Source organism: Tardiphaga sp. vice304, from assembly GCF_007018905.1.
Taxonomy (GTDB): domain Bacteria; phylum Pseudomonadota; class Alphaproteobacteria; order Rhizobiales; family Xanthobacteraceae; genus Tardiphaga.
In genome coordinates this window covers 4,003,412-4,027,289 of record NZ_CP041402.1, presented here as the reverse complement: position 1 = coordinate 4,027,289, position 23,878 = coordinate 4,003,412, and the positions used below count along the sequence as shown (strand labels likewise).

23 protein-coding genes are annotated in these 23,878 nt (G+C 64.3%); 14 read left to right on the top strand and 9 right to left on the bottom strand.

What is annotated here, in order from left to right; all coding sequences use genetic code 11:
• The first annotated feature begins 146 nt into the window (after positions 1-146).
• Positions 147-1,859: an IlvD/Edd family dehydratase gene (locus FNL56_RS19215; protein ID WP_143582244.1), complete on the top strand. Its 1,713-nt coding sequence runs from the start codon at positions 147-149 to the stop codon at positions 1,857-1,859.
• Between the two features lie 161 nt (positions 1,860-2,020).
• Here the strand turns inward: FNL56_RS19215 and FNL56_RS19210 are convergent, their stop codons facing one another.
• A complete protein-coding gene (locus tag FNL56_RS19210) occupies positions 2,021-2,914 on the bottom strand; it encodes a sugar kinase (protein ID WP_143574579.1) in 894 nt (297 codons plus the stop codon).
• Positions 2,915-3,114: 200 nt separating this feature from the next.
• Here FNL56_RS19210 and FNL56_RS19205 point away from each other — a divergent pair, with 200 nt between their 5' ends.
• The 9 genes from FNL56_RS19205 to FNL56_RS19165 all read left to right on the top strand — a co-directional run bounded on the left by FNL56_RS19205 (position 3,115) and on the right by FNL56_RS19165 (position 12,833).
• The gene (locus FNL56_RS19205) at positions 3,115-4,374 is read left to right on the top strand and encodes a Glu/Leu/Phe/Val family dehydrogenase (RefSeq protein ID WP_143574578.1); all 1,260 of its coding nucleotides are present in this window, start codon (positions 3,115-3,117) and stop codon (positions 4,372-4,374) included.
• Between the two features lie 209 nt (positions 4,375-4,583).
• Positions 4,584-5,243 carry a TetR/AcrR family transcriptional regulator gene (locus FNL56_RS19200; protein ID WP_143576265.1) on the top strand — a complete coding sequence of 220 codons (660 nt, stop codon included), beginning with the start codon at positions 4,584-4,586 and terminating at the stop codon, positions 5,241-5,243.
• 190 nt (positions 5,244-5,433) lie between these two features.
• On the top strand, positions 5,434-6,165 hold the full coding sequence (locus tag FNL56_RS19195) for an ABC transporter permease (RefSeq protein WP_441351305.1): 732 nt from the start codon (positions 5,434-5,436) through the stop codon (positions 6,163-6,165).
• Positions 6,166-6,228: 63 nt separating this feature from the next.
• Positions 6,229-7,221 (top strand): ABC transporter substrate-binding protein, encoded by a 993-nt coding sequence (locus tag FNL56_RS19190; RefSeq protein ID WP_143574576.1) that lies wholly within the window; start codon positions 6,229-6,231, stop codon positions 7,219-7,221.
• A 155-nt stretch (positions 7,222-7,376) separates the two neighbouring features.
• Positions 7,377-8,204 (top strand): ABC transporter ATP-binding protein, encoded by an 828-nt coding sequence (locus FNL56_RS19185; protein WP_246661014.1) that lies wholly within the window; start codon positions 7,377-7,379, stop codon positions 8,202-8,204.
• 11 nt (positions 8,205-8,215) lie between these two features.
• Complete coding sequence (locus FNL56_RS19180; RefSeq protein WP_143582243.1) at positions 8,216-9,616, top strand: hypothetical protein; 1,401 nt, start codon at positions 8,216-8,218, stop codon at positions 9,614-9,616.
• Positions 9,617-9,618: 2 nt separating this feature from the next.
• Positions 9,619-10,770, top strand: a complete 1,152-nt coding sequence (locus FNL56_RS19175) for a Gfo/Idh/MocA family protein (protein WP_143582242.1) — start codon at positions 9,619-9,621, stop codon at positions 10,768-10,770.
• 9 nt (positions 10,771-10,779) lie between these two features.
• Positions 10,780-11,970, top strand: coding sequence for a dihydrodipicolinate synthase family protein (locus FNL56_RS19170; RefSeq protein ID WP_143574573.1), 1,191 nt, complete (start codon positions 10,780-10,782; stop codon positions 11,968-11,970).
• Positions 11,970-12,833 (top strand): sugar phosphate isomerase/epimerase family protein, encoded by an 864-nt coding sequence (locus FNL56_RS19165; protein ID WP_143574572.1) that lies wholly within the window; start codon positions 11,970-11,972, stop codon positions 12,831-12,833. Before FNL56_RS19170 ends, FNL56_RS19165 begins: the two co-directional genes overlap by 1 nt.
• 173 nt (positions 12,834-13,006) lie before the next feature.
• On the opposite strand, the gene FNL56_RS19160 is transcribed toward FNL56_RS19165, so the two are convergent.
• The 5 genes from FNL56_RS19160 to FNL56_RS19140 all read right to left on the bottom strand — a co-directional run bounded on the left by FNL56_RS19160 (position 13,007) and on the right by FNL56_RS19140 (position 18,073).
• The gene (locus FNL56_RS19160) at positions 13,007-14,134 is read right to left on the bottom strand and encodes a branched-chain amino acid ABC transporter substrate-binding protein (protein ID WP_143579106.1); all 1,128 of its coding nucleotides are present in this window, start codon (positions 14,132-14,134) and stop codon (positions 13,007-13,009) included.
• 132 nt (positions 14,135-14,266) lie between these two features.
• The gene (locus FNL56_RS19155) at positions 14,267-14,989 is read right to left on the bottom strand and encodes an ABC transporter ATP-binding protein (RefSeq protein WP_143576263.1); all 723 of its coding nucleotides are present in this window, start codon (positions 14,987-14,989) and stop codon (positions 14,267-14,269) included.
• Between the two features lie 8 nt (positions 14,990-14,997).
• Positions 14,998-15,828, bottom strand: a complete 831-nt coding sequence (locus FNL56_RS19150; protein ID WP_143582241.1) for an ABC transporter ATP-binding protein — start codon at positions 15,826-15,828, stop codon at positions 14,998-15,000.
• A complete protein-coding gene (gene livM / locus FNL56_RS19145; RefSeq protein WP_143574569.1) occupies positions 15,825-17,156 on the bottom strand; it encodes a high-affinity branched-chain amino acid ABC transporter permease LivM in 1,332 nt (443 codons plus the stop codon). The genes FNL56_RS19150 and livM overlap by 4 nt, the downstream gene beginning before the upstream one ends.
• Complete coding sequence (locus tag FNL56_RS19140; protein WP_143574568.1) at positions 17,156-18,073, bottom strand: ABC transporter permease subunit; 918 nt, start codon at positions 18,071-18,073, stop codon at positions 17,156-17,158. Before FNL56_RS19140 ends, livM begins: the two co-directional genes overlap by 1 nt.
• A 280-nt stretch (positions 18,074-18,353) precedes the next feature.
• Here FNL56_RS19140 and FNL56_RS19135 point away from each other — a divergent pair, with 280 nt between their 5' ends.
• Positions 18,354-18,887, top strand: a complete 534-nt coding sequence (locus FNL56_RS19135; protein WP_210245411.1) for a hypothetical protein — start codon at positions 18,354-18,356, stop codon at positions 18,885-18,887.
• Here FNL56_RS19135 and FNL56_RS19130 read toward each other — a convergent pair.
• The 3 genes from FNL56_RS19130 to FNL56_RS19115 all read right to left on the bottom strand — a co-directional run bounded on the left by FNL56_RS19130 (position 18,860) and on the right by FNL56_RS19115 (position 21,585).
• Positions 18,860-19,252 (bottom strand): carboxymuconolactone decarboxylase family protein, encoded by a 393-nt coding sequence (locus FNL56_RS19130; RefSeq protein ID WP_143574567.1) that lies wholly within the window; start codon positions 19,250-19,252, stop codon positions 18,860-18,862. The genes FNL56_RS19135 and FNL56_RS19130 overlap by 28 nt on opposite strands.
• Before the next feature lie 182 nt (positions 19,253-19,434).
• Positions 19,435-20,214, bottom strand: a complete 780-nt coding sequence (gene pcaD / locus FNL56_RS19120; RefSeq protein WP_143574565.1) for a 3-oxoadipate enol-lactonase — start codon at positions 20,212-20,214, stop codon at positions 19,435-19,437.
• Positions 20,215-20,232: 18 nt separating this feature from the next.
• Positions 20,233-21,585 (bottom strand): 3-carboxy-cis,cis-muconate cycloisomerase, encoded by a 1,353-nt coding sequence (locus FNL56_RS19115; protein ID WP_143574564.1) that lies wholly within the window; start codon positions 21,583-21,585, stop codon positions 20,233-20,235.
• A gap of 165 nt (positions 21,586-21,750) precedes the next feature.
• Here FNL56_RS19115 and FNL56_RS19110 point away from each other — a divergent pair, with 165 nt between their 5' ends.
• The 3 genes from FNL56_RS19110 (at position 21,751) to FNL56_RS19100 (ending at position 23,853) form a co-directional block, all read left to right on the top strand.
• Positions 21,751-22,209, top strand: a complete 459-nt coding sequence (locus FNL56_RS19110; RefSeq protein WP_143574563.1) for an SRPBCC family protein — start codon at positions 21,751-21,753, stop codon at positions 22,207-22,209.
• Between the two features lie 316 nt (positions 22,210-22,525).
• A complete protein-coding gene (locus FNL56_RS19105) occupies positions 22,526-23,011 on the top strand; it encodes a (2Fe-2S)-binding protein (protein ID WP_143574562.1) in 486 nt (161 codons plus the stop codon).
• A gap of 35 nt (positions 23,012-23,046) precedes the next feature.
• Positions 23,047-23,853, top strand: coding sequence for an FAD binding domain-containing protein (locus tag FNL56_RS19100; protein ID WP_143574561.1), 807 nt, complete (start codon positions 23,047-23,049; stop codon positions 23,851-23,853).
• The last annotated feature ends 25 nt before the right edge of the window (positions 23,854-23,878 follow it).

Genomic DNA, 23,878 nt, shown 5'->3' with positions numbered 1-23,878 from the left:
AAAGGCGCTGTTGCGCCGTGCCCACCTTTGATCGCCAAGCGCGCGGTGGTGGGCACGCTACGCTTTGCCCACCCTGCGGCCATGCGTTGACTTCTCTCTCTGCGGCTTCATAACAAGCGTTCAAAACAACAGGCGGGAAACGCGATATGGCCGATGGATTGCGCAAGGGTCTCACCAGCTATGGTGATGCAGGTTTCTCTCTGTTCCTGCGCAAGGCCTTCATCAAGGCGATGGGCTATTCCGACGACGCGCTGGATCGCCCGATCGTCGGCATCACCAACACCCACAGCGACTACAATCCCTGCCATGGCAACGTCCCGCAGATTATCGAAGCTGCCAAGCGCGGCGTGATGCTCGCCGGCGCGCTGCCGATGGTGTTCCCGACCATCTCGATCGGCGAAAGTTTCGCGCATCCGACCTCGATGTATCTGCGCAACCTGATGGCGATGGACACCGAGGAGATGATTCGCGCCCAGCCGATGGATGCGGTGATCGTGATCGGCGGCTGCGACAAGACGCTGCCGGCGCAGATCATGGCAGCGCTCTCCGTCGATCTGCCGACGGTGGTGATCCCGGTGGGACCGATGGTGGTCGGCCATCACAAGGGCGAGGTGCTGGGCGCCTGTACCGACTGCCGTCGGATGTGGGGCAAGTTCCGCGCCGGAGAGATCGACCAGCAGGAGATCGATGCGGTGAATGCGCGGCTGGCGCCCTCGGTCGGCACCTGCATGGTGATGGGCACGGCCTCGACGATGGCCTGCATTACCGAGGCGATGGGGCTGTCGCTGCCGATGAGCGCCACCATTCCCGCGCCGCATGCCGAGCGGTTTCGTTCGGCGGAAGCCAGCGGCCGGGTCGCGGCGGAACTCGCGAAAAACAAGGGGCCGAAGCCGAGCGAGGTGCTGACGCCGGCTTCGTTCCGCAATGCGCAGGTCGTGCTGCAGGCGATCGGCGGTTCCACCAACGGGCTGATCCACCTCACCGCGATGGCCAACCGCTCGGTGCACCGCATCGACCTCGCCGCCTTCGACGAACTCAGCCGCGAAGTGCCCGTCCTGATCGATCTCAAACCGTCGGGCGATCACTACATGGAGCATTTTCATCACGCCGGCGGCGTGCCGAAGCTGATGGCGCAGCTTGGCGATCTGATCGATCTCGACGCCAGCACGGTGTCAGGCGCGATCTTGCGCGAGATCGTGGCGCAGGCGGAGGATGTGCCGGGACAGAACGTCATCCGTTCGCGCGACAATCCGATCAAGCCGGAAGGCGCGATGGCGGTGCTGCACGGCAACCTCGCGCCGCGCGGCGCGGTCATCAAGCATTCGGCGGCGTCGCCGAAACTATTGCAGCACACCGGGCGCGCCGTGGTGTTTGAATCCGTGGAAGACATGACGCTGCGCTGTGACAGCGCCGATCTCGACGTCACGGCCGACGACGTGCTGGTGCTGCGCAACGCCGGGCCGAAGGGCGCGCCGGGCATGCCGGAGGCGGGCTACCTGCCGATCCCGATGAAGCTGGCGCGGGCAGGGGTCAAGGACATGGTGCGGATTTCGGACGCGCGGATGAGCGGCACCGCGTTCGGCACCATCGTGCTGCACATCACGCCGGAGAGCGCGGTCGGCGGGCCACTGGCGCTGGTCCAGAATGGCGATTTGATCCGGCTGGATGTCGCCGCGCGCCGCATCGATCTGTTGATCGACGACGCCGAGATGGCGAAGCGCCAGGCCGCGCTGCCGGCGGCGGTAACACCGGACTGGGCGAAGCGCGGCTACGCGCAGCTATTTTACAACACGATCCTGCAGGCCGACGATGGCTGCGATTTCGACTTCATGACGCGGGAAGGGAAGAGCGAGGGCTAGCGCGCGTCTCTCCCCTTGTGGGAGAGGGTGGATCGAACCGCAAAGCGGTTCGAGACGGGTGAGGGGTGCCACAAGCGCGGAGCCCGCCATCACCCCTCATCCGTCGCGGACTTCGTCCGCGCCACCTTCTCCCACAAGGGGAGAAGGAAGTAAGAAAAAAGCTACACCGCCGCGGCGAATTCCTGCCTGACGGCGGCGATATCCGGCAGCGTCGGCAGGCCGGCTTCGTTGCCGAGCCGCTGGATCTTGTAGGTCGAAGCCGCGCGCGCGAAGTCGAAGTGCTCGGCCCAGCTCTGGCCGGGATTGGCGAGATAGGAATACACATAGGCGCCATGAAATACGTCGCCGGCGCCGTTGGTATCGATCACGCGGTCGCGTGGGATCGATAGCGCCGGCAGCGTGCGCACCGTGCCGCTCTCGTCGTACCACAGCAGTCCGCGCTCGCCCTGGGTGATGCCGCCGACGCGGCAGCCGCGGCTCTTCAAATAGTCCAGCATTCGCTCCGGCGTGAGGTCCATCTGTTCGCACAACCGCTCGGCGACGATCGCGACGTCGATGAATTCCAGCAGCTCATGGGTATTGGTGCGCATGCCGCCGCCATCCAGCGACGTCAAAATGCCAGCCTCGCGGCACAGCTTGGCGTAATGAATCGCTGCGTCGGGCTGGTGGCCGTCGACATGCAGCGCGCGGCATTTGCCGAGGTTGAGCAGCGGAAACGGATGGATATGTTCGTCGTCGCGGCAGCGCACGATAGCGCGTTTGCCATCCTTCGGCATAATGAACGACAGTGACGAGCTGGCGACCTTGCGCGGGTGAATCTCGATGGCATATTTCGCGCTCATGTCCATGAACATGCGGCCGAGCCAGTCATTGGCCACGGTGGCGATCAGGTCGGGCACGATGCCGAGCTTGGCGCAGCAGAACGCGGCGGTGACGGCATTGCCGCCAAACGACACTGCATAGTCGGATGCCACGTGCTTCTCGTCGCCGGTCGGCATATGGTCGGTGATGAAAGTGACGTCGATATAGGTCTGGCCGATGAAGAGCGCCTGCATGTCGTGTCCGTCTCCCGAGAGGGTCGTCCGACCCATCGTCGTCATGAGTCATCGCCATGCCACTTTAGCAGCCGACAGCATGACGGCCACTCAATTGTGCGTTGCAGGATTTCGCTGGATGCGCGGTTTCGAGCGCCTTACCCTGCCATTCTGGCCCAGGCGACCCCGATAGGCAGAACGGCCCCCCGAGGGAGATAGTCATGACGGTTTATTCCGGCCCGGTTTTCGAGATGGCGGTCAACCAGTTCGGCGTCATCGCCGACCATCTGGAGATTCCGCTGGACGAGCGCGACCGGCTGTTGCTGCCGAAGCGGGCCATCGTTGTGTCGTGCCCGATCCACCGCGACGATGGCACCGTCGCTGTCTATGAAGGATACCGGGTGCAGCACCACCTGACGCTGGGCCCCACCAAGGGCGGCACGCGCTTTGCCAGAAGCGTCGATCTCGGCGAGGTTGCGGCATTGGCGATCTGGATGAGCTGGAAATGCGCGCTTGTCGGTCTGCCCTATGGCGGCGCCAAGGGCGGCATTGCAGTCGATCCCTCCGCGATCTCCAGGCGTGAGCTGGAAGCGCTGTCACGGCGCTATATGCAGGAGATGATCCCGTTCGTCGGCCCGCACACCGACGTGATGGCGCCGGACATGGGCACCAACGAGCAAGTGATGGCCTGGTTCATGGACACCTATTCGATGTATCAGGGCCGCACCGTGACCGAGATCGTCACCGGCAAGCCGGTGGCATCCGGCGGCACGCTGGGGCGGCGCGAAGCTACCGGGCGCGGCGTCGCGCATCTCGCCCGGCGCGTGCTCAGGGAGCTGGCGATCGATCTAGACGGCGCCACCGCCGTGATTCAGGGATTCGGCAATGTCGGCTCCTATGCCGCGCTGGAGCTGCATCGCTTTGGTCTGAAGATCATCGCCGTCAGCGACCACACCGGCGCACTGTACAACCATTCCGGGCTCGATATCGCCGCCTTGATGCGCCACACCGCGGCACATGGCAGCCTCAAGGGCTATTCCAGCGAGCTGCAATACGACCCTGCCGACATCTTCACGCTGCCCTGCGACGTGTTGGTACCGGCCGCGATGGAGCGCGCCATCGATGGGCCGATGGCCGAGAAGTTGCGCTGCCGGGTGCTGGCGGAGGGCGCCAACGGCCCGACCACGCCGGAGGCCGATCTGGTGCTGGAGAAACGTCAGGACGAGATTTTCCTGCTGCCCGATATTCTCTGCAACTCAGGAGGCGTGGTCGTCAGCTATTTCGAATGGGTGCAGGACCTGCAGCAATTGTTCTGGGAGGAAGAGGAGGTGATGCGGCGGGAATATCAGATCCTCGACCGCGCCTTCGACGCGATGGTGATGCGAGCCCGGGTCGACTGCATCCCGCACCGGACCGCCGCGATGGCGATCGGCGTCGAGAAGGTGCGCGCCGCCAAGAATACGCGCGGACTGTTTCCGTGAGGTAGCCCGGATGGAGCGAAGCGCAATCCGGGGCCGGCCTGTTGTCACGATCGCTTTCCCCGGATGTCGCTGCGCTCATCCGGGCTACACGTGGTCGGGCGCGCGTGCTACATTAGAATCTAATCATCGCGCGACAGGTCACCGCATTGCCCAAAGTAACAGCCGGATCGAGCAAGAAAGTATTGAAGTGGCAGCGCGATCCCGAGGGCATGCGGATCCGCATCCTGGAGGCTGCGAAAAAGGAATTCGCCGCGCACGGACTGGCCGGCGCGCGCGTCGATCGTATCGCCGCGGAGGCGGGCGCCAACAAGCGCATGCTGTATTATCACGTCGGCAAGAAGGACGATCTGTATCTGGCGGTGCTGGAAGCCAGCTATGAGAAGATCCGCAATGAGGAGCGCACGCTCGATCTCGAACACCTCGCGCCGCCCGATGCCATCGAGAGCCTGATCGCCTTCACCTGGAATTACTTCATCCGCAACCCGGAGTTCCTGGCGTTGCTCAATACCGAGAACCTCGAACAGGCCAAGCACCTGAAACGCTCCGACAAGGTGAAGTCGATGCACTCGCCGTTCGTTGAGATGATCCGCACGGTGGTCAATCGCGGCGTCGCGTCCGGCGACTTCAAGGTCGCGATGGACCCGGTGCAACTCTATATCTCGATCGCCGCCCTGAGCTTCTTCTACCTCGCCAACAACGCCACGCTGAGCGTGATTTTCGGCCGCGATTTGCTGGCGCAGCCGGCAAAGGACGAGCGACTCGCCCACATGGTGGCGCTGGTCCTGGCGGCGCTGACCGGCCGCTCGGTGGCCGAATTCCTGGCGCCGACGCCGCCGGCCGCATTGCCGCCCTCCCGGAAAACCGCCTGATTTCATTCAATAATCTGGTTTAACGGGCGGCCCAATTGACATTGGGAAAGGTCTGGATAGTATTTATCCAACAAGTTAATTGTTCCGCAAAAACGGTATCAGGGAGAGGCATGTGAGTGAAACCAAGGGCCGAGGCGCCGCAGCCCGCGTGCTGAATGCCGCCTGGCTGCGCCCGTTCATTCTGCTTGTCATGATCATCGTGGCCTGGGATCTGGCGATCCGCCTGTTCAACATTCCCGCCTATCAGATCCCGGCGCCCGGCGATGTGGTCAAGGTGCTGTGGACCGACTGGCCGGAGCTGCTGAGCCAGACCTGGCCGACGACCTACGCGACCATCGCCGGCTTCCTGTTGTCGGCGCTGTTCGGCATTCCCATCGCGATGCTGATCGCCGGCTCGCGCACGGTGGAAAGCTACGTCTATCCGCTGCTGGTATTCTCGCAATCGATCCCCAAGGTCGCGATCGCGCCGTTGTTCGTGGTGTGGTTCGGCTTCGGCATCGTGCCGAAGATCATCGCGGCCTTCCTGCTCGGCTTCTTTCCCGTCGTTGTCTCCGCCGTGCAGGGCTTCAAGTCGGTCGATCCCGACATGGTCGATCTGGCGCGCGCCATGAAGGGCAGCCGTTTCAGCGTGTTCTGCGCCGTCAACCTGCCGCACGCGCTGCCGGCGATCTTCTCCGGCCTCAAAGTCTCGGTGACGCTCGCCGTCGTCGGTGCGGTAGTCGGCGAATTCGTCGGCTCCAATTCCGGCATCGGCTATGTGCTGCAGCGCTCGATCGGCACCTTCGATCTGCCGACCATGTTTGCGGCGCTCGTCATTCTTGCGCTGCTCGGCGTCCTGTTGTTCTGGATCGTCGATCGCATCGAACGTTTTACGATTCCCTGGCATGTCAGCCAGCGCGCGGACGTCTTCATCGCCGCTTAGGGGCGGCGCCAAACTGTCAAACAAGCGGCCCGCTCAAGGGCTGCATTTTCAAGGGAGGCTAACATGCTGAAATGGATTACGACCTGCTCGACCGCGCTGATCTGGACCGCGATCGCCACCGCAACGCCGGCGGCCGCCGCCGACAAGGTGACGCTGATGCTGAACTGGTACGTCTACGGCGAGCACGCGCCCTTCTATTATGGCAAGGCCAAGGGCATCTATGAGGCCGAGGGCATCGATCTCGACATCCAGGAAGGCCGCGGTTCGGCCGCGACCGTGCAGGCTGTCGCCGCCAAGTCCGTGAACTTCGGCTATGCCGACGTCCCCACCATGATGCGCGCCGCCGTCAAGGGCGCCCCGGTGATCGCCACCGGCGTGCTGCTGCAGACCACCGCGATGTCGGTGATGGGTTTTGTCGACAAGAACATCAAGAAGCCGGACGACATCAAGGGCAAGACCGTGGCGATCACGCCGGCGGATTCGATGACCCAGATCTGGCCGCTGTTCCTCAAGAAGGCCGGCCTGAAGGAATCCGATTTCAAGACCGTGGCGGGCGACGGCCAGACCAAGCTCAACGCCGTCATCAACGGCCAGGCCGATCTGCTGCTCGGTTACGTGATGGACCAGTCGATGAAGATCAAGGACGCCACCGGCAAGGACGTCTATCCGATCAAGTTCGCCGACTACGGCATTCATCTCGTGTCGTCGGGCATCGTCACCAACACCGATTACGCCAAGGCCAATGCGGATCTCGTCAAGCGCTTCATGTCGGCCACCACCAAGGCCGTCGAAGCCGCGTCGAAGGAGCCGAAGGCCGCCGCGCAGTCGATCCTCGATGCCAACCCGAAGGGCGGCAAGATCGAGACCCTGACCCAAGGATTCGAGCTGACCATCCCGTTCTACTCGACACCGGAAACCAAGGGTAAGCGCCCGTTCCAGGTCACCGACCAGAACATGAAGGATTCGGTCGAGCTGATGGTCGAATATGGCGGCCTGGAAGCCAAGGCCAAGGAAAATCCGAGGGCGTTCTACACCAACGATTACCTGCCGAAGTAAACGCAGGCCGTCATTGCGAGGAGCGAAGCAATCCAGAAGCCACAAGCAAGAACTGGATTGCTTCGTCGCAAGGGCTCCTCGCAATGACGAACACGATGACGTGCCAAGGACCGATTTTGATGACTGCAGCGACGATGAAGGCCAAAGGGTTGGATATGAGCGTGGATCCAGCGACCGCACATCTTCGCGTGGTGTCAGAGCAGCCCGTCAACACGGCGTCGGGGATCAATCTCTCCGGCGTCTCCAAGACCTACGGGACCGGCGACGGCCGCGTGCAGTCGCTGCGTCCGCTGGACTTTCACATCGACGAGGGCAAGTTCTTCGTTGTTGTGGGCCCGTCCGGCTGCGGCAAGTCCACGCTGCTCAAGCTGATCTCGGGGCTGCTGCCGCCGACCACCGGGGAAATCCTGGTCGACGGCAAGAAGGTTACCGAGCCGCATGGCGACGTCGGCATCGTGTTCCAGAATGCGCTGCTGCTGCCGTGGCGCAACATCCTGTCGAACGTGATGCTGCCGATCGACATGAAGAAACTGCCGCGCGAGAAATTTCTCGAGCGGGCAAAATCGCTGCTGAAGATGGTCGGACTCGAGGGCTTCGAGAACAAGCTGCCGTGGCAATTGTCCGGCGGCATGCAGCAGCGCGCCTCGATCTGCCGCGCGCTGGTGCACGATCCGAAGATCATGATGATGGACGAGCCGTTCGGCGCGCTCGATGCCATGACACGCGAGAAGATGAATGTCGAGCTGTCGCGGATCCAGCGGCAGACCGGCAAGACCATCCTGCTGATCACCCATTCGATCCCGGAAGCGGTTTTCCTCGCCGACAAGGTGCTGGTGATGACCGAGCGGCCGGGCGGCATCGAGGCGATCTACGACGTGCCGCTTGGCCGCGATCGCAACCTCGACACCATGGCCAACCCGGTGTTCACCGAACTGGTGGCGCGCGTTCGCAAGCATTTCTTCACCCAGAGCGCGCTGGACTAAGGCTGCTCAAGATGACCGCTCCCCGCATCGCCTTGCGCGAGATCGCGCTGTATGAACGCCCGGTTGCGTTCGTGCGGCCGTTTCGTTTTGGCGCGGTGACGGTCAATGCCGCGCCGCAGGCCTTTGTGTGCGTCGTCATCGAGCTGGAAGGAAAAGGTGTCTTCACCGGCGCCAGCGCCGAGCTGATGGTGCCAAAGTGGTTCGACAAGCGCCCGCATCTGGCGATCGCCGACACCGTCGATGAGCTCCGGCGGTCGCTGGCAATCGCCCGCGATTTGTATTTGGCTCACACCGGGTTTCACACTGCGTTCGACTTTCACGCGGCCTGCATAGGCGACCAGCTCAAGGCCTGCGCCGAGGCCGACATTCCGCCGCTCGCCGCCGCCTTCGGTCCTGCCGAAATCGACAAGGCGATCTGCGATGCGCTGCTGCGCGCGCTGGATCTGAATTTCTTCGACGGCATGGCGGCCAATGTCGCCGGCCTTGACGCTCGGCTGGCGCCGGATGTCGCAAGCGATGACGTCACGGCGTTCCTCGCCGGCCGCACGCCGCTGGGGCGCGTCGCGCTGCGCCACACGGTCGGTCTCGACGACGCCATCGACGGTCAGGGTGGTGTCGCCGACGCAAATGAAAACAGCGGCGCGCGCTATTTCAAGCTGAAGATGAACGGCGATCCCGAAGCCGACGCCGCACGGCTGACGAAGATCGGGAACGCGCTCGCTACGCTGCCCTACGACTACAAGCTGTCGCTCGACGCCAATGAGCAATATGCGGACCTCAGCGCGCTCGGTGCGCTGGTCGATCGCCTCGACCATGACGCGGCACTGAAGCCGATCGCGTCAAAGCTGCTCTATATCGAGCAACCGATGCCGCGCGATATCACGCGGGCGTCGCCGCTCGGCGCGTTGTCTAAGCGCAACTTCATCATCGACGAGGCCGACGATAGCTGGGATGCATTTCCGGCCGCGAAGGCGCTCGGCTATCGCGGCATCTCGTCAAAATCCTGCAAGGGGTTCTACAAGTCGATCGTCAATGCCGCGCGCGCGGCGAAGTGGAGCGAAGGCGGCAACGCCTACTTCATCACCGGCGAGGATCTGACCTGCCAAGCCGGGCTCGGCGTGCAGCAGGATCTCGCACTGGGCGCGCTGATCGGCGTGACCCATGCCGAGCGCAACGGCCATCATTACGTCGATGGGTTTGGCACGGCGCCCGTCGCGGAAGCTGAAGCATTCCTCGAAGCCCATCCCGACCTCTATCGCCGCGATGGCGATGTCATCCGGCTTCGCATTCACGACGGCGATCTCCTGACGGGATCGCTGACCTCTGCCGGATTCGCATCCGGCGCCCATCCGGACTGGGCGGCGCTGTCGCCGCTTGCGCGTCCGACTACCAAAATGCTCCTGGAGAACTGACTATGGCTGTCCACCGTCTCGGCATCATCATGAACGGCGTCACCGGCCGCATGGGCCTCAACCAGCATCTGGTGCGCTCGATCGTCGCGATCCGCGCGCAGGGCGGCGTGACCCTCAAGAATGGCGACCGCATGATGCCGGATCCGATCCTGGTCGGCCGCAACGCTGAGAAGATCGAGGGCCTCGCGAAGAAGTACGGCATCGATCGCTGGACCACCGATCTCGACAAGGCGCTGGAGAACAAGGATGACACCATCTTCTTCGACGCCGCGACGACGCAGGCGCGGCCCGGCCAGCTCAACAAGGCGATTGCCGCCGGCAAGCACATCTATTGCGAGAAGCCGATTGCGACCAATCTCGCGGCGGCGCTCGACGTGATCCAGAAGGCCAATGCCAAGGGGCTCAAGCACGGCACCGTGCAGGACAAGCTGTTCCTGCCCGGCCTGAAGAAGCTGGCGATGCTGCGCGACTCGGGCTTCTTCGGCAAGATGCTCTCGGTGCGTGGCGAGTTCGGCTACTGGGTGTTTGAGGGCGACTGGCAGGAAGCGCAGCGCCCCTCGTGGAACTACCGCGCCGAAGACGGCGGCGGCATGATTTTGGACATGGTCTGCCACTGGCGCTACGTGCTCGACAATCTGTTCGGCGAGGTCGAGAGCCTGACCTGTCTCGGCACCACCGACATTCCGGCGCGCTGGGACGAGCAGGGCAAGAAGTACAAGGCCACGGCTGACGACTCCGCCTACGCCACCTTCAAGCTGAAGGACGGCGTCATCGCGCATATGAACATGTCGTGGGCGACGCGCGTCTATCGCGACGATCTCGTCACCTTCCAGGTCGACGGCACGCATGGTTCGGCGGTCGCTGGCCTCACCGAATGCATGATCCAGGCCCGCCAGGCGACGCCGCGGCCGGTGTGGAATCCCGACGAGAAGCGCACCCACGATTTCTACGCCGACTGGCAGAAGGTGCCGGACAACGCCGTCTACGACAACGGCTTCAAGGAACAGTGGGAGATGTTCATCCGCCACGTCTGCGAGGATGCGCCGTACAAGTATACGCTGCTGGAAGGCGCCAAGGGCGTGCAGCTCGTCGAATGCGCGCTGGAAAGCTGGAAAGAACGCCGCTGGGTCGATGTGCCCAAGCTCTCGGTCTGAGGTTACGCCATGAACAAGCCAGTCCAACCGATGTCTACCTTGTCGCTGAAACTGCCGAAGGCCGATCGTTCGATCGAGACCTATAGGCTTGCTGCCTCGCGGGCATTCCCGTCCAAGCTCGAGGGCTCGCTGAATCGCATCGCGTTCTCGGCCGCCCATGTGGTCGCCGATCCGCTCGCGGAGTGCGATCCCTGGGTGTCCGGCAAGATCGACTGGGACCGCACCATCGCGTTTCGCGAACACGTCTGGGACCTCGGTCTCGGCGTTGCCGAGGCGATGGACACTGCGCAACGCGGCATGGGCATGGACTGGCCGACCTCGCTCGAACTGATCCAGCGCTCGGTGGCGGCCGCGAAGCCGCGCAATGCGCTGGTATTCTCCGGGGCGGGGACCGACCATCTCGCGGTAGAAGATGCCAAAACACTGGACGACGTGATCCACGCCTATGAAGAGCAGATCGCGGCGATCGAGAAGGCCGGCGGCCGCATCATCCTGATGGCGTCGCGCGCGCTGGCCAAGCTCGGCAAGAGCGCCGAGGACTATGGCAAAGTGTACGACCGCGTGCTGTCGCATTGCAGCCAGCCGGTGATCATCCATTGGCTCGGCGACATGTTCGATCCGGCGCTGGCGAATTACTGGGGCACGACCAGCCTCATTGAGGCGATGGACATCGCGGTCGACGTCATCAACCGCAACGCCGCCAAGGTCGATGGCGTGAAAGTCTCGCTGCTCGATGCGCAGCGCGAAATCGACATGCGGCGCCGGCTCAAGCCGGAAGTGAAGATGTATACCGGCGACGACTTCAACTACGCCGAACTGATCGCCGGCGACGACAAGGGCTTTTCGCACGCGCTGCTCGGCATTTTTGATGCCATCGCGCCTGCGGCGTCCTACGCGCTGTCGCGGCTCGCGGCCGGCGACGAGAAGGGCTTTCATGACGTGCTCGGACCCACGGTGCCGCTGTCGCGCCACATCTTCAAGGCGCCGACGCGGTTCTACAAGACCGGCATCGTGTTCATGGCCTATCTCAACGGCCACCAGGACCACTTCACCATGATCGGCGGGCAGGAGAGCACGCGCTCGACGCTGCATCTGGCCGAATTGTTCCGGCTGGCCGATCGAGCCGGTTTGTTGGCGAACCCCGAACAGGCGACGCAGCGCATGAAGGCGATTCTTTCGGTGCGCGGGGTCGAGGCCTGATGCGCGATTTCTCGGGGGATCATCGCTGGCTGTCGCTGAACACGGCGACGGTACGCAAGCAGGGCGACTTCGTGGCGATCGCGCAGGCTTGCGCGAAGCACGGCATCCGCGGCGTCAGTCCGTGGCGCGACCAGGTCGCGACCGTCGGGCTCGACAATGCCGTTAAGGCGGTCCGCGACAATGACCTCGAACTGTCCGGCTATTGCCGCGGAGGGATGTTTGTCGGCGATGCCTCGCGCCATGCCGAGATCCGCGACGATAACCGCCGCTGCGTCGACGAGGCGGTGGCGCTGGGTGCGCCCTGCATCGTGCTGGTGGTCGGCGGCCTGCCGCAATATTCGCGGCCGGGAAGCGCGCCGTCGAAGGACATCATCAATGCGCGGGCGCAGGTCGATGACGGCATTGCCGAGATGATGGAATATGCAAAGCAAGCGAAAATGCCGCTGGCGATCGAGCCGCTGCATCCGGCCTATGCAGCGGACCGCGCTTGCGTGAACACCACCGAGCAGGCGCTCGACATCTGCGACCGGCTCGATCCGAACCGCACCGGCATGCTCGGTGTGGCGCTCGACGTCTATCACATCTGGTGGGACCCGCAGCTGCTGCCGCAGATCGCCCGCGCTGGCCGGGACCGCCTGCTGGCGTTCCACGTCTGCGATTGGCTGGTGCCGACCACGGATATCCTGAACGACCGCGGCATGATGGGCGACGGCGTCATCGATATCAGATCGGTGCGCGCCGCTGTGGAAGCGGAGGGCTTTGCCGGCTATTCGGAGATCGAGATCTTCTCGCACGATTGGTGGGAAAGACCGATCGACGAGGTGCTGGCCACCTGCATCGAACGGCACAAGAGCGTGGTGTAGTTCTTTCTTACTTCCCTCTCCCCTTGTGGGAGAGGGTGGCCGCGCGAAGCGCGGACGGGTGAGGGGTGCCGCAAGCTCCGCACGCTATAACCCCTCATCCGACTCCGACTGCGTCGGCGCCACCTTCTCCCACAAGGGGAGAAGGAAGAAGTACAGCGCGCGGTGCTATTACCTTACATCTTCGCGCCGATCTCGGCGTAGTTGCCCTTGGCGTCCCATTTGTAGACGACGTAGTCGATCGCCTTGATGTCGCCCTTGGCGTCGAAGGCCATCTTGCCGAGTACGGTGTCCCACTCGCCGGCCTTGATCGCATCGACGACCTTCTTCGGGTCCGTCGAGCCGACCTTGGCGACCGCCTGCGACCACACCTGGAACGCGGCGTAGGTGTACATCGTGTAGCCTTCGGGATCGATGTTCTTGGCCTTGAACTTCTCGACGATCGCTTTGGCGGTCGGCTTGTTGCGGGGGTCGGGGCCGAAGGTGAACAGCGTGCCTTCGGCGGCCGGGCCGGTGATCGAGGCAAATTCCTTGTCGTTCATGGCGTCGCCGGCCATCATCGCGGTCTTGAGGCCCTGGTCGCGCATCTGGCGCAGGATCAGGCCTGCTTCCTGATGGTAGCCGCCGATATAGACCAGATCGATATTGTCGCGCTTCAGGCGCGAGACGATCGAATTGAAATCCTTGTCGCCCTTGTTGTAGCTCTCGAACATCTTCTCGGTGACGCCGGCCTTGTTGAGCGCCTTCTTGGTCTCGTCGGCGAGACCCTTGCCGTAGGTGGTCTTGTCGTTGAGGATCGCAACGTTCTTGCCGGCGAAATTCTTGGCGATGTAGTCGGCGGCAATCAAGCCCTGCTGGTCGTCGCGGCCGCAGACGCGCAGCACATTCCACAGCTTGCGCTCGGTGAACAGCGGGTTGGTCGAGGCCGGCGTGATCTGCAACACGTTGCCGTCGGCATAGGCTTCCGAGGCTGGGATCGAGGACGACGAGCAGAAATGTCCGGCGACGAATGGCACGCCGCCCGAGGCGATCTTTTCGGCCACCGAGCGCGCCTGCTTGGGATCGCAGGCATCGTCGGAGACCTGCAGAGCCAGCTTCTTGCCGAGCACGCCGCCGGCGGCGTTGAGATCGACCACGGCCTGTTCGGCGCCGTTCTTCATCTGCCGGCCGAAGGCGGATTCGCCGCCGGTCATCGGGCCGGCGACGGCGACGTTGATGGCCTGCGCGAAAGCGCCCTGCGATAGCAGCGCTGTTGAAAGTAATGAGGCGGCGAAGGCCAGGCCAAGGAGCTTGATGGGTTTCATGATGATCCTCGCGAGGTGGGTCGGCCGGGGCCGGGGCAATTGCGCTGGTATTGTCCGCTGAATTCGCGGGTGTGTCATCGGCAAAGTTCGTATAGTGCGGCGCTTGGCCGCGCATTTCGTAACAAAGGCGGATCAGGCCTTCCGCCCGCCTTCGAGATAGGCCGAGCGGATTTCCGGCGCCTGCAGCAATTCGGCGCCGGTGCCTGACAAGGTAATCAGTCCGTTGACCATGACGTAGCCGCGATGCGCCAGGCGCAGCGCATGGTTGGCGTTCTGCTCGACGATCAGCACCGTCAGATCGCCGGTCTTGTTGAGCACGCGGATCGCCTCGAAAATCTGTTTGGCGATCAAGGGCGCCAGCCCGAGCGAGGGCTCATCCAGCAGCAGCAGGCGGGGCCGGCTCATCAGCGCGCGGCCGATCGCCAGCATCTGCTGTTCGCCGCCGGAGAGTGTGCCGCCGCGCTGGAACAGGCGTTCCTTGAGCCGCGGAAACAGCGTCAGCACTTTCTCCAGGCTTTCGGCGCGCTCCGCCGGGCTGCCCTCGATGACGTCGGCGCCCATCTGCAGGTTTTCCGCCACGCTCATGCGCGGGAAGATGCGGCGCCCTTCCGGCGACTGCGCGATACGCATTCGCGCGATCTCATGGGTCGGCAGGCCGGTGATATCATGGCCGTCCACTTCGATGGTGCCGGCGCGGGCGCGCGGCCGGCCGAAGATGGTCATCATCAGGGTCGACTTGCCAGCACCGTTGGCGCCGATCAGCGCCACGATCTCGCCCTTGGCAATTGTGAGATCGATGCCGCGCAAGGCTTCGATCTTGCCGTAGGAGGCGTAAAGGCCGCGGATATCGAGCATGGGGGTCGTCACGCGCCGCCCTCCATCATTGCGATGGCTTCGTCCTCGTCGGAGCCAAGATAGGCGGCGATCACCTTGGGGTCGTCGCGGATCTGCTGCGGCGTGCCGTCGGCGATCTTGACGCCGTAGTCCAGCACGACGATGTGGTCGGAAATTTCCATCACCACCGACATGTCGTGCTCGATCAAGAGGATCGAGGTGCCGTGCTCGGCGCGGATCCTCAGCAGCAAGTCGCTCAGCGCCGCGCTTTCGCGGGCGTTGAGGCCGGCAGCGGGTTCGTCGAGGCAGAGTAGCGCCGGCTCCGTACACATGGCGCGTGCGATCTCAAGGCGGCGCTGGTCGCCGTAAGGTAGTTCGCCGGCGGCGTCGTCCGCGCGGGCCAAGAGGCCGATCTGGTCGAGCCAGTAGCGCGCCAGGTCCATCGCCGCTTTCTCCGCAGCACGGTAGGACTGCGCTCCGAACAGGCCGAGGAACGTATAGCCGGACGCTTTCATCAGCGCGTTGTGCTGCGCCACCATCAGGTTCTCCAGCGCGGTCATGCCGGGAAACAACCGGATGTTCTGGAAGGTGCGTGCGACCTTGGCCAGCTTGGAAATGCGAAAGTCGTTAAGCTTCTCCAGCCGCATCTCCTGGCCGGCATGGTTGAGCCGCATGGTGCCGGCGGAGGGTTTGTAGAAACCGGTGATGCAGTTGAAAACGGTGGTCTTGCCGGCGCCGTTCGGGCCGATCAGCGCGGTGATCTTGCCGCGCTCGGCGCTGAAAGAAAGATCCTTGACGGCGACGATTCCGCCGAAGCGCATCGCCAGGTTCTCGACGCGGAGGATGTCGTCGCGGCTCATGCGCGGGCATCCTCGACGAGTTCGGCGGAGATCACCTTTTCCTGCTGCAGAAACATGGTAGGGGCGCGGTGGCCGATCAGGCCGCGCGGCCGCCAGATCATCAGCAGCACCATCGCGACGCCGAACACCAGCATGCGGTACTGGTCGAGGCCGCGGAATAATTCGAAGCCGCCGATCAGCGCCACGGCCGCGAGCGCCACGCCGAGCTGCGAACCCATGCCGCCCAGCACGACGATCGCCAGCACCAGGGCCGATTCCTGAAACGTAAAGCTCTCCGGGCTGATGAAGCCCTGCCGCGTCGCAAAGAACGCCCCCGCAAAGCCGGCGAACATCGCGCCGGTGGCAAAGGCGGTGAGCTTGGTCGTGGTGGTGTTGATCCCCAGCGCACGGCAGGCGACCTCGTCCTCGCGCAGCGCCTCCCAGGCACGGCCGATCGGCAGCCGGCGCAGCCGGATCGTGACCCAGTTGGTCACCAGCGCCAGCGCGAGAATGACGTAGAACAGGAACACGATGCGGTGCGTCGGCGAGAACGCGATGCCGAGCAGGGCGGCGAGGCCGTCGGGGCCGGGCGTCAGCGGGATGCCGAAGAAGCTCGGGCGCGGGATGCCGCTGATCCCGTTGGGACCGCCGGTGAGATGCTGCCAGTTGATGATGACGAGGCGGATGATCTCGCCAAAGGCCAGCGTGACGATGGCGAGATAGTCGCCGCGCAGCCGCAGCACTGGAAAGCCGAGCAGCACGCCGAAGAACGCCGCCAGGATGCCCGCCAGCGGCAGGCAGATCCAGAACGACAGGCCATAGGTGGTCGCCAGCAAAGCGTAGGAATAGGCGCCGACGGCGTAGAAGGCGACATAGCCGAGGTCGAGCAGGCCGGCGAGGCCGACCACGATATTGAGGCCCCAGCCGAGCATCACATAAGTGAGGACCAGGATACCGAGATCGAGAATGTAGCGCTGGTCGTAGAAGATCACCGGGACCAGCAAGGTGAACACCAGCAGCACCGGCACAATGGCGCGGCGGCCGATCGCCAGCGCCCTTGTCGCGCCATCAGGCACGATGCGAATCGTCTCGACCGGCCCCCACCAATAGCGCAGCAGCTCGACCACGATCGAGCCACCGAACACTCCGGCGACCATCAGGCCGAGATCGCCGAACCGCGTCCACCAGATCAACTGCCCGGAGGGGCCGGCCTCGGTGCGGATGCCGATCATCAGCGAGAACAGCACCAAGGCGACGATCGCCGAGATCAGCGCCTTCTTGAAGATGAACGCGACATCCGGGCCGCGCGTGGCTTGGGCTGTGGGCACGGTTGCTGCCACGTTGCCCATCAAACTTTTTCGACTTCCGGCCGGCCGAGCAGGCCGGTGGGAAGGAAGATCAGTACCACGATCAGGATCGAGAACGCCGCGACGTCTTTATATTCCGTGGAGAAGTACGCCGCCCACATCGTCTCGATCAGGCCGATCAGCAACCCGCCGAGCATCGCGCCGGGCAATGATCCGATGCCGCCCAGCACCGCGGCGGTGAACGCCTTGATGCCGGCGACGAAACCCATGAAGAAATCGACCAGGCCGTAATACAGCAGGTACATCATGCCGGCGACGGCGGCGAGCGCCGCGCCGATCACGAAGGTCATCGAGATGGTGCGGTCGACATCGACACCGAGCAAAGCGGCCATGGTCTGGTCCTGCTCGCAGGCGCGCATGTCGCGGCCGAGCCGCGTCTTCGCCACCAGCCAGGTGAAGATGCCGAGCAAAATCACGGTGGTGACGACGACGACGATCTGCACGTTGGAAAGTTGCACCGCGAAGCCGCCGGCGCCTTCATGCAGCGTGTAGCCGCCGGTGATGATCGGCGGCACCGGCTTGACGCGCGCGCCCTGCGCGATCTGCGAATAGTTGATCAGCACGAACGACATGCCGATAGCCGACAGCATCGGCGCGAGGCGAAACGAATGCCGCAGCGGGCGGTAGGCGATGCGCTCGATGGTCCAGCCATAGAGCGCCGTGACGGCCATCGACACCAGCAGCACCAGCAACAGGATCACCGGGACGGCGGTCAGGCCGATCGAGACCAGAATCAGGAAGGTGATCAGGGCAATGAAACCGCCGATCATGAAGATGTCGCCATGGGCGAAATTGATCATGCCGACGATGCCGTAGACCATCGTGTAACCGATCGCGATCAGGCCGTAGATCGAGCCGAGCACGAGGCCGTTGATCATTTGCTGGGCGAAATAATCCATGCGCTGCCGTGTTCGCGTGAGGGCGAGATCCGTCTCCGATGCCGGAGACGTTGCGTCGCCGATCAATTTCTAACAGTGCGATGGGAGGCGGGCAACCGGCCCGGCTGCGGCTAAGTAGATCTGTACATGACGATTTTCGCGCCGGCCGGGCTGATTTCCGGGGCCGCGGGAGGGGAACGGGCTCCAGTTAGGGTTAACAAATGGTTTAGATTGTCGGTCGAATGCCGCCGGCCTTATGTTCCGCTGCGGCCTGTCGCCGCCCAGGACGGCGGCCCGCGACATGATCCAGAACTGGCGAATCTCGAGTTTCAACGGCGCGCTGCTGGCGTGTTATTTCATCCCGACCTGGACCATCGCCGCCTTTCGCATCATGATCTCGCCGCTGCAGGGCGTCTATGAGCGCCCCAACGTCGCTCTGGTGCTGTTCCTCAATGACCACCTGCAGCTCGGCACCATGAGCACGGTGCGCTACGCTTGGCTGATGGCGCTGGGCAAGCTGACCGTGGTGGCGTTCTTTGCGGTGTTCCTGATGTTCACGACGCGCGCCTCGATCCGCCAGAGCGGCGGTTGCGACGAGGCGCTGTCGATGGCGCTCGGGCTTGGCAGCTTCGTCAGCTTCGCCAGCATGATCATGGCCGCCAAGGTCGGTCAGGCTGCCGTGGTGCAACTGCACGCCACCGAGCTGCTGCTGATGCTCGGCACCGTCGTGCTGATCGTGTTCGAGCCGCCGCTGCTGCGCCTGCCCGCGGCCGGGGGCCGCGCGCAGCCGGCGCGCGACACCGGTTTCTATGGCTTGAGCAGCCCGAGTTCCTGAATGATGCTGGCGGCTTCCTTGGTGGCGTGGTTGGCCGCCGGCACGCCGCAATAGATCGCCTGCTGCAGCAGGATCTCCTTGATGTCGTCCGGCGTGAAGCCGCCTTCGGCCAACGCCGCACGGACGTGCAGCCGGAACTCGTCCCATTGCCCGAGCGCCACCATGGTGCCGATCACCAGCACCCGCCGCGTCCGTTCCTCGAAATGCGGCCGCGTCCATATCTCGCCCCAGGCGTAGCGGCTGATCAGATCGAGAAAGTCGGCGTTGAAGGCATTCTTGCCGGCCGCCGATTTGTCGACCCAGGCATTGCCGAGAACTTTGCGGCGTTGGGCGGTGCCGTTGTCGGCGCGTTGTTTGTCGTCCATGTCATTTTCCGTTTTGATCCTGGGATAACACGCCGGCGTTGCGCCCCCTCTCGCCGTTGGGGAGAGGGCTGGGGTGAGGGGACACCGGCCTGTCGATGGCGCCCAACCCCCTCACCCGACCGGCTTCGCCGGTCGACCTCTCCCCGGCGGGGAGAGGTGAGAGCGCGCGCGCCGCGAACGATTCATCGCTGCGTGAGGAACCCGACCACGGCGTCGGTGAAGGCATGCGATTGCTCGACGTTGGAGATGTGCGCGGCATCCAGGATGGTCAGGCTGGCGCCGGGGATCTGGCTGCGGATGTATTCGCCCGCGGCGACCGGCGTCGCCATGTCCTGGCGGCCGGCGATCACCAGCGTCGGGCTTTTGATTTTGGGTAGCAACGAGCGCTGGTCGAGCGTGCTGAGCGCCTCGCAGGCGGCGAGGTAGCCCTCGACCGGCGAGGCCAGCAGCATCGCCTTGAGATGCGCGGTGACGGCCGGTTCGCGCTCGCGGAAATCGGCGGTCAGCCAGCCCGCGATGACGGCGTCGGCGACCCCGGCCAGGCCGCCTTCGCGAACCGCCTTGATGCGGTTGTGCCAGTTGGTCGGGTCCGGATAATAGCTCGACGTGTTCGACAGGATGATGCGGTCGAAGCGCTCCGGCGCGTTGGCGCCGAGCCATTGCCCGACCATGCCGCCCATCGACAAGCCGCACCAGTGCACGCGGTCAATGTTGAGGTCGTCGAGGATCGCCAGCACATCCTTGCCATAGCGCTCCATCGAGGTGGTGCCGGCCGGGCCGGACTTGCCGTGGCCGCGACGGTCGTAGCGCACCACGCGGAACAATTTGGTCAGCGTCGCCATCTGCGGCTCCCACATCTGCATCGTCGTGCCGAGGGAGTTCGACAGCATCAAGGTCGGGCCGCCGTCGCGGCCTTCGACCGATACGTTGAGCAGGCATCCGTCGGCGTCGATCATAGGCATGGGGCGTCTCCGTATTTTTTAATGGTTGAGCGAGGCGAGCAGGCGGTCGATCAGGGCCTGCGAGGCACCCTGATAGGACATAGGCTCGAAGAGTTTGGCGAGTTGCGCCGCGTCGAGTTGCGCGCAGACAAGGGCGTCCTCGATCAGGACGTCGCGCAAATGTTTCTTGTCCGCGAGCGCCCGCCGGGTGGCGGCCTCGACCACATGATGGGCGTCGCTCTTGCCGAGCTTTTCGGCGAGCGCGAAGGTCACGGCTTCGGCCATGATCAGCCCGTGGGTGGCATCGAGATTGCGCCGCATCCTGTCGGCATCGACCTCAAGCCCCTCGGCGATATCGACGATGGCGGCGAGCGCGCCGGAGGTGACCAGCAGCAGCGTCGGCAGCGTCGGCCATTCGGCGTGCCAGGGGCCGGCGCTGCGCTCATGGTCCTGCACCTGCGCCGCCAGAATCGTGGCGACGAGATTCGGCGCCATGGTCGCGGCGGACAGCGCGATCGCGGAGGCCACCGGGTTGCGCTTGTGCGGTAGCGTCGAGGAGCCGCCGCGGCCTTCGCCGGCGGGCTCGAATGCCTCGCCGACATCGGTCTGCATCAGCAACGACACGTCGCGGGCGATCTTGCCGCAAGTGCCGGAGAGAATCGCCATGACGGACGCGATCTCGGCGATGCGGTCGCGGTGGGTGTGCCACGGCGCTTCCGGCAGCGGCAAATTGAGCTCCTGCGCCAGCCGGTCGGCGACGGCGAGGCCGTGGTCGCCCAGCGCGGCCAGCGTACCGGCGGCGCCACCGAACTGCAGCGCCAGGCCTTCATGGCGCAGCCGCCGCAGGCGCAGCCGGGTGCGGTGCAACGCGGCGGCATATTCGGCGAGCTTGAGGCCGAACGGCATCGGCAGCGCGTGTTGCAGCCAGGTGCGGGCGACCGCGGCGGTGTCGCGGTGCTTTTGCGCGAGCACCGCGAAGCCGGCGACGGCGCGGTCGAGATCCGCCAGCAACGCGTCGATCGCCGCGCGCAGGCCGAGCATGGTGGCGGTATCGATGACGTCCTGGGAGGTCGCACCCCAATGCACGTAGCGGGCGGCGTCCTTGTCGGCTTTCGCAACTTCGGCGGTCAGCGCCTTTACCAGCGGGATCGCCAGATTTCCGGCGCGGGTCGCGGCCAAGGCTAAGTCGGCGATGTCGAATCGGGAGGCCGAGCAGGCGGCTTCGATGGCCGCCACGGCGCTGCCGGGAATGACGCCAGTGGCTGCCTCGGCCCGCGCCAGTGCGGCCTCGAAATCGAGCATGTGCGTGAGCGTGGCAGCGTCATCGCAGACGGCGCGCATCGCGGAGCTGGACAACAGCGGGGCCAATAAAGGGGAGAGGGAGGTGCTCATTTGCGCGCGACCTAATCATCCCCGGCCGCCGCTGCCAAGTGCGCCGCATGTTGCGGTGCGATGATGCATTGCTTCTGCGCAGGAGGTACCCTTTCCTTTGTGCCGCCCGTGGTTTACTTGGGATCACCCGTCAGTTTGGGACGGCGACAATTCAGGAGATGTCCGATGGCCATGACGATGTCAGGCGAAGTGCAACTCGCTGCACCGCGCGAAGTGGTTTGGGCCAAGCTCAACGATCCCGCCGTGCTGAAGGCCTGCATCCCCGGTTGCGAGGAGCTCGAGACCACCGAAGAGGGCGGCTTTCGCGCGACGGCCAAGATCAAGGTCGGGCCGGTATCGGCGCGGTTCAAGGGCAAGGTGACGCTCAGCGACCTCGATCCGCCGAACGGCTACAAGATCACGGGCGAAGGCGAGGGCGGCGTCGCCGGCTTCGCCAAGGGCGGCGCCGTGGTCGGCCTCACCGACCAGGATGGCGGGACGCTCCTGACCTACAATGTCGAGGCACAGATCGGCGGCAAGCTGGCCCAGCTCGGTCAGCGCCTGATCAACGGCTCGGCCAAGAAGATCGCCGACGAGTTCTTTTCCAACTTTGCCAAGGCCGTTCAGGGCGAAGCCGAAGCTTAGCTCACGCCATCAGCAACGGAGGATCACCTCTCCCCGTTGGGGAGAGGTCGGCATCGCGCGCAAGCGCGTTGCCGGGTGAGGGGGCGGCGCTCCGTCGATGGATCGTGACCCCTCATCCGGATGTCTTCGCTGCGCTTCGCCATCCGACCTCTCCCTATGGGAGAGGTGAAGAAGGTCCGAGTTTACGTTCGCCAAAACACATAGCTCGCCATCCCGGCATGAGGTTGCTCATTGCCGGGATGGGCCATAATATGCCTTTGGAATGGTTTTAATGACGCGAGGCCACGCGATGGCGGCGCGGATGAAGAGAGTGCATATGGCCAAAGTATCCATGATCGTGAACGGCAATCCCGTCACCGGAAACATCGACCCGCGCACGCTGCTGGTGCAGTTCCTGCGCGAGAATCTGCGCCTGACCGGGACGCATGTCGGCTGCGACACCTCGCAATGCGGCGCCTGCGTCGTGCATCTCGACGGCAAGGCCGTGAAGTCCTGCACCACGCTCGCCGTGATGTGCGAGGGCCAGGAGGTCAGGACCATCGAAGGTCTGGCCGCCGACGGCGCGCCGCTGCACCCGATGCAGGAAGCGTTTCGTGAGCATCATGGCCTGCAGTGCGGCTTCTGCACGCCCGGCATGATCATGACCGCGGTCGATCTGGTGCATCGCAAGGGCCACGACCTCTCGGATCATTTGATCCGCGATGAGCTCGAAGGCAATCTCTGCCGCTGCACCGGCTACCAGAACATCGTCGAATCGATCGCTGCCGGCGCGAAAGCGATGGCGAATTCCGACCTCGCCTAACCGTACGACGATCAGGGACACCCCAGGGAAACCTCATGTACGAATTCAAATATCATCGTCCGGAAACCGTGCGTCAGGCCGCCAATCTCCTGCTCAAGAATGAAGACGCCAAGCTGGTCGCCGGCGGCCACACGCTGATCCCGGTGATGAAGCAGCGCCTCGCCGCGCCGCCGCACATCGTCGATCTCTCGCGCGTCCCCGGTCTCGACGGCATCGAGATGCAGGGCCGTTCGCTGGTGATCGGCGCGCTCGCCAAGCATGCCGCCGTGGCCGACTCCGCGCTCGTTCAGGAAGCCTTCCCGGCGCTCGCCGAACTGGCCGCGCTGATCGGCGATCCCGCCGTGCGCCACAAGGGCACCATCGGCGGCTCGCTCGCCAATAATGATCCGACCGCGGACTATCCCGCCGCCGTGCTCGCGATGGGGGCCACCATCGTCACCAACAAGCGCAAGCTGAAGCCGGAGGAATTCCTGCAGGGCCTGTTCACCACGGCGCTGGAGCCCGACGAGATCATTACCAAGGTGCAGTTTCCGCTGCCGAAGAAGGCCGCCTATATCAAGTTTCGCAACCAGGCCTCGCGCTACGCGCTGGTCGGCGTGTTCGTCGCCAAGCGTCCGTCGGACGTCCGCGTCACCGTGACCGGAGCCGGCTCCGATGGCGTGTTTCGGGTCGAGGCGTTCGAACAGGCGCTGCAGAAGCGGTTCTCGCCGAAGGCGCTGGACGGGATCACGGTGCCCGCCGAAGGCCTCAACAGCGATCTGCACGGTAGCGCGGAATATCGCGCCCACCTGATCGGCGTGCTGGCCAGGCGCGCGGTCGAAGCCGCCAACGCCCGGACCTGATCCGTCAGGTCCGTCCTACCCCGAC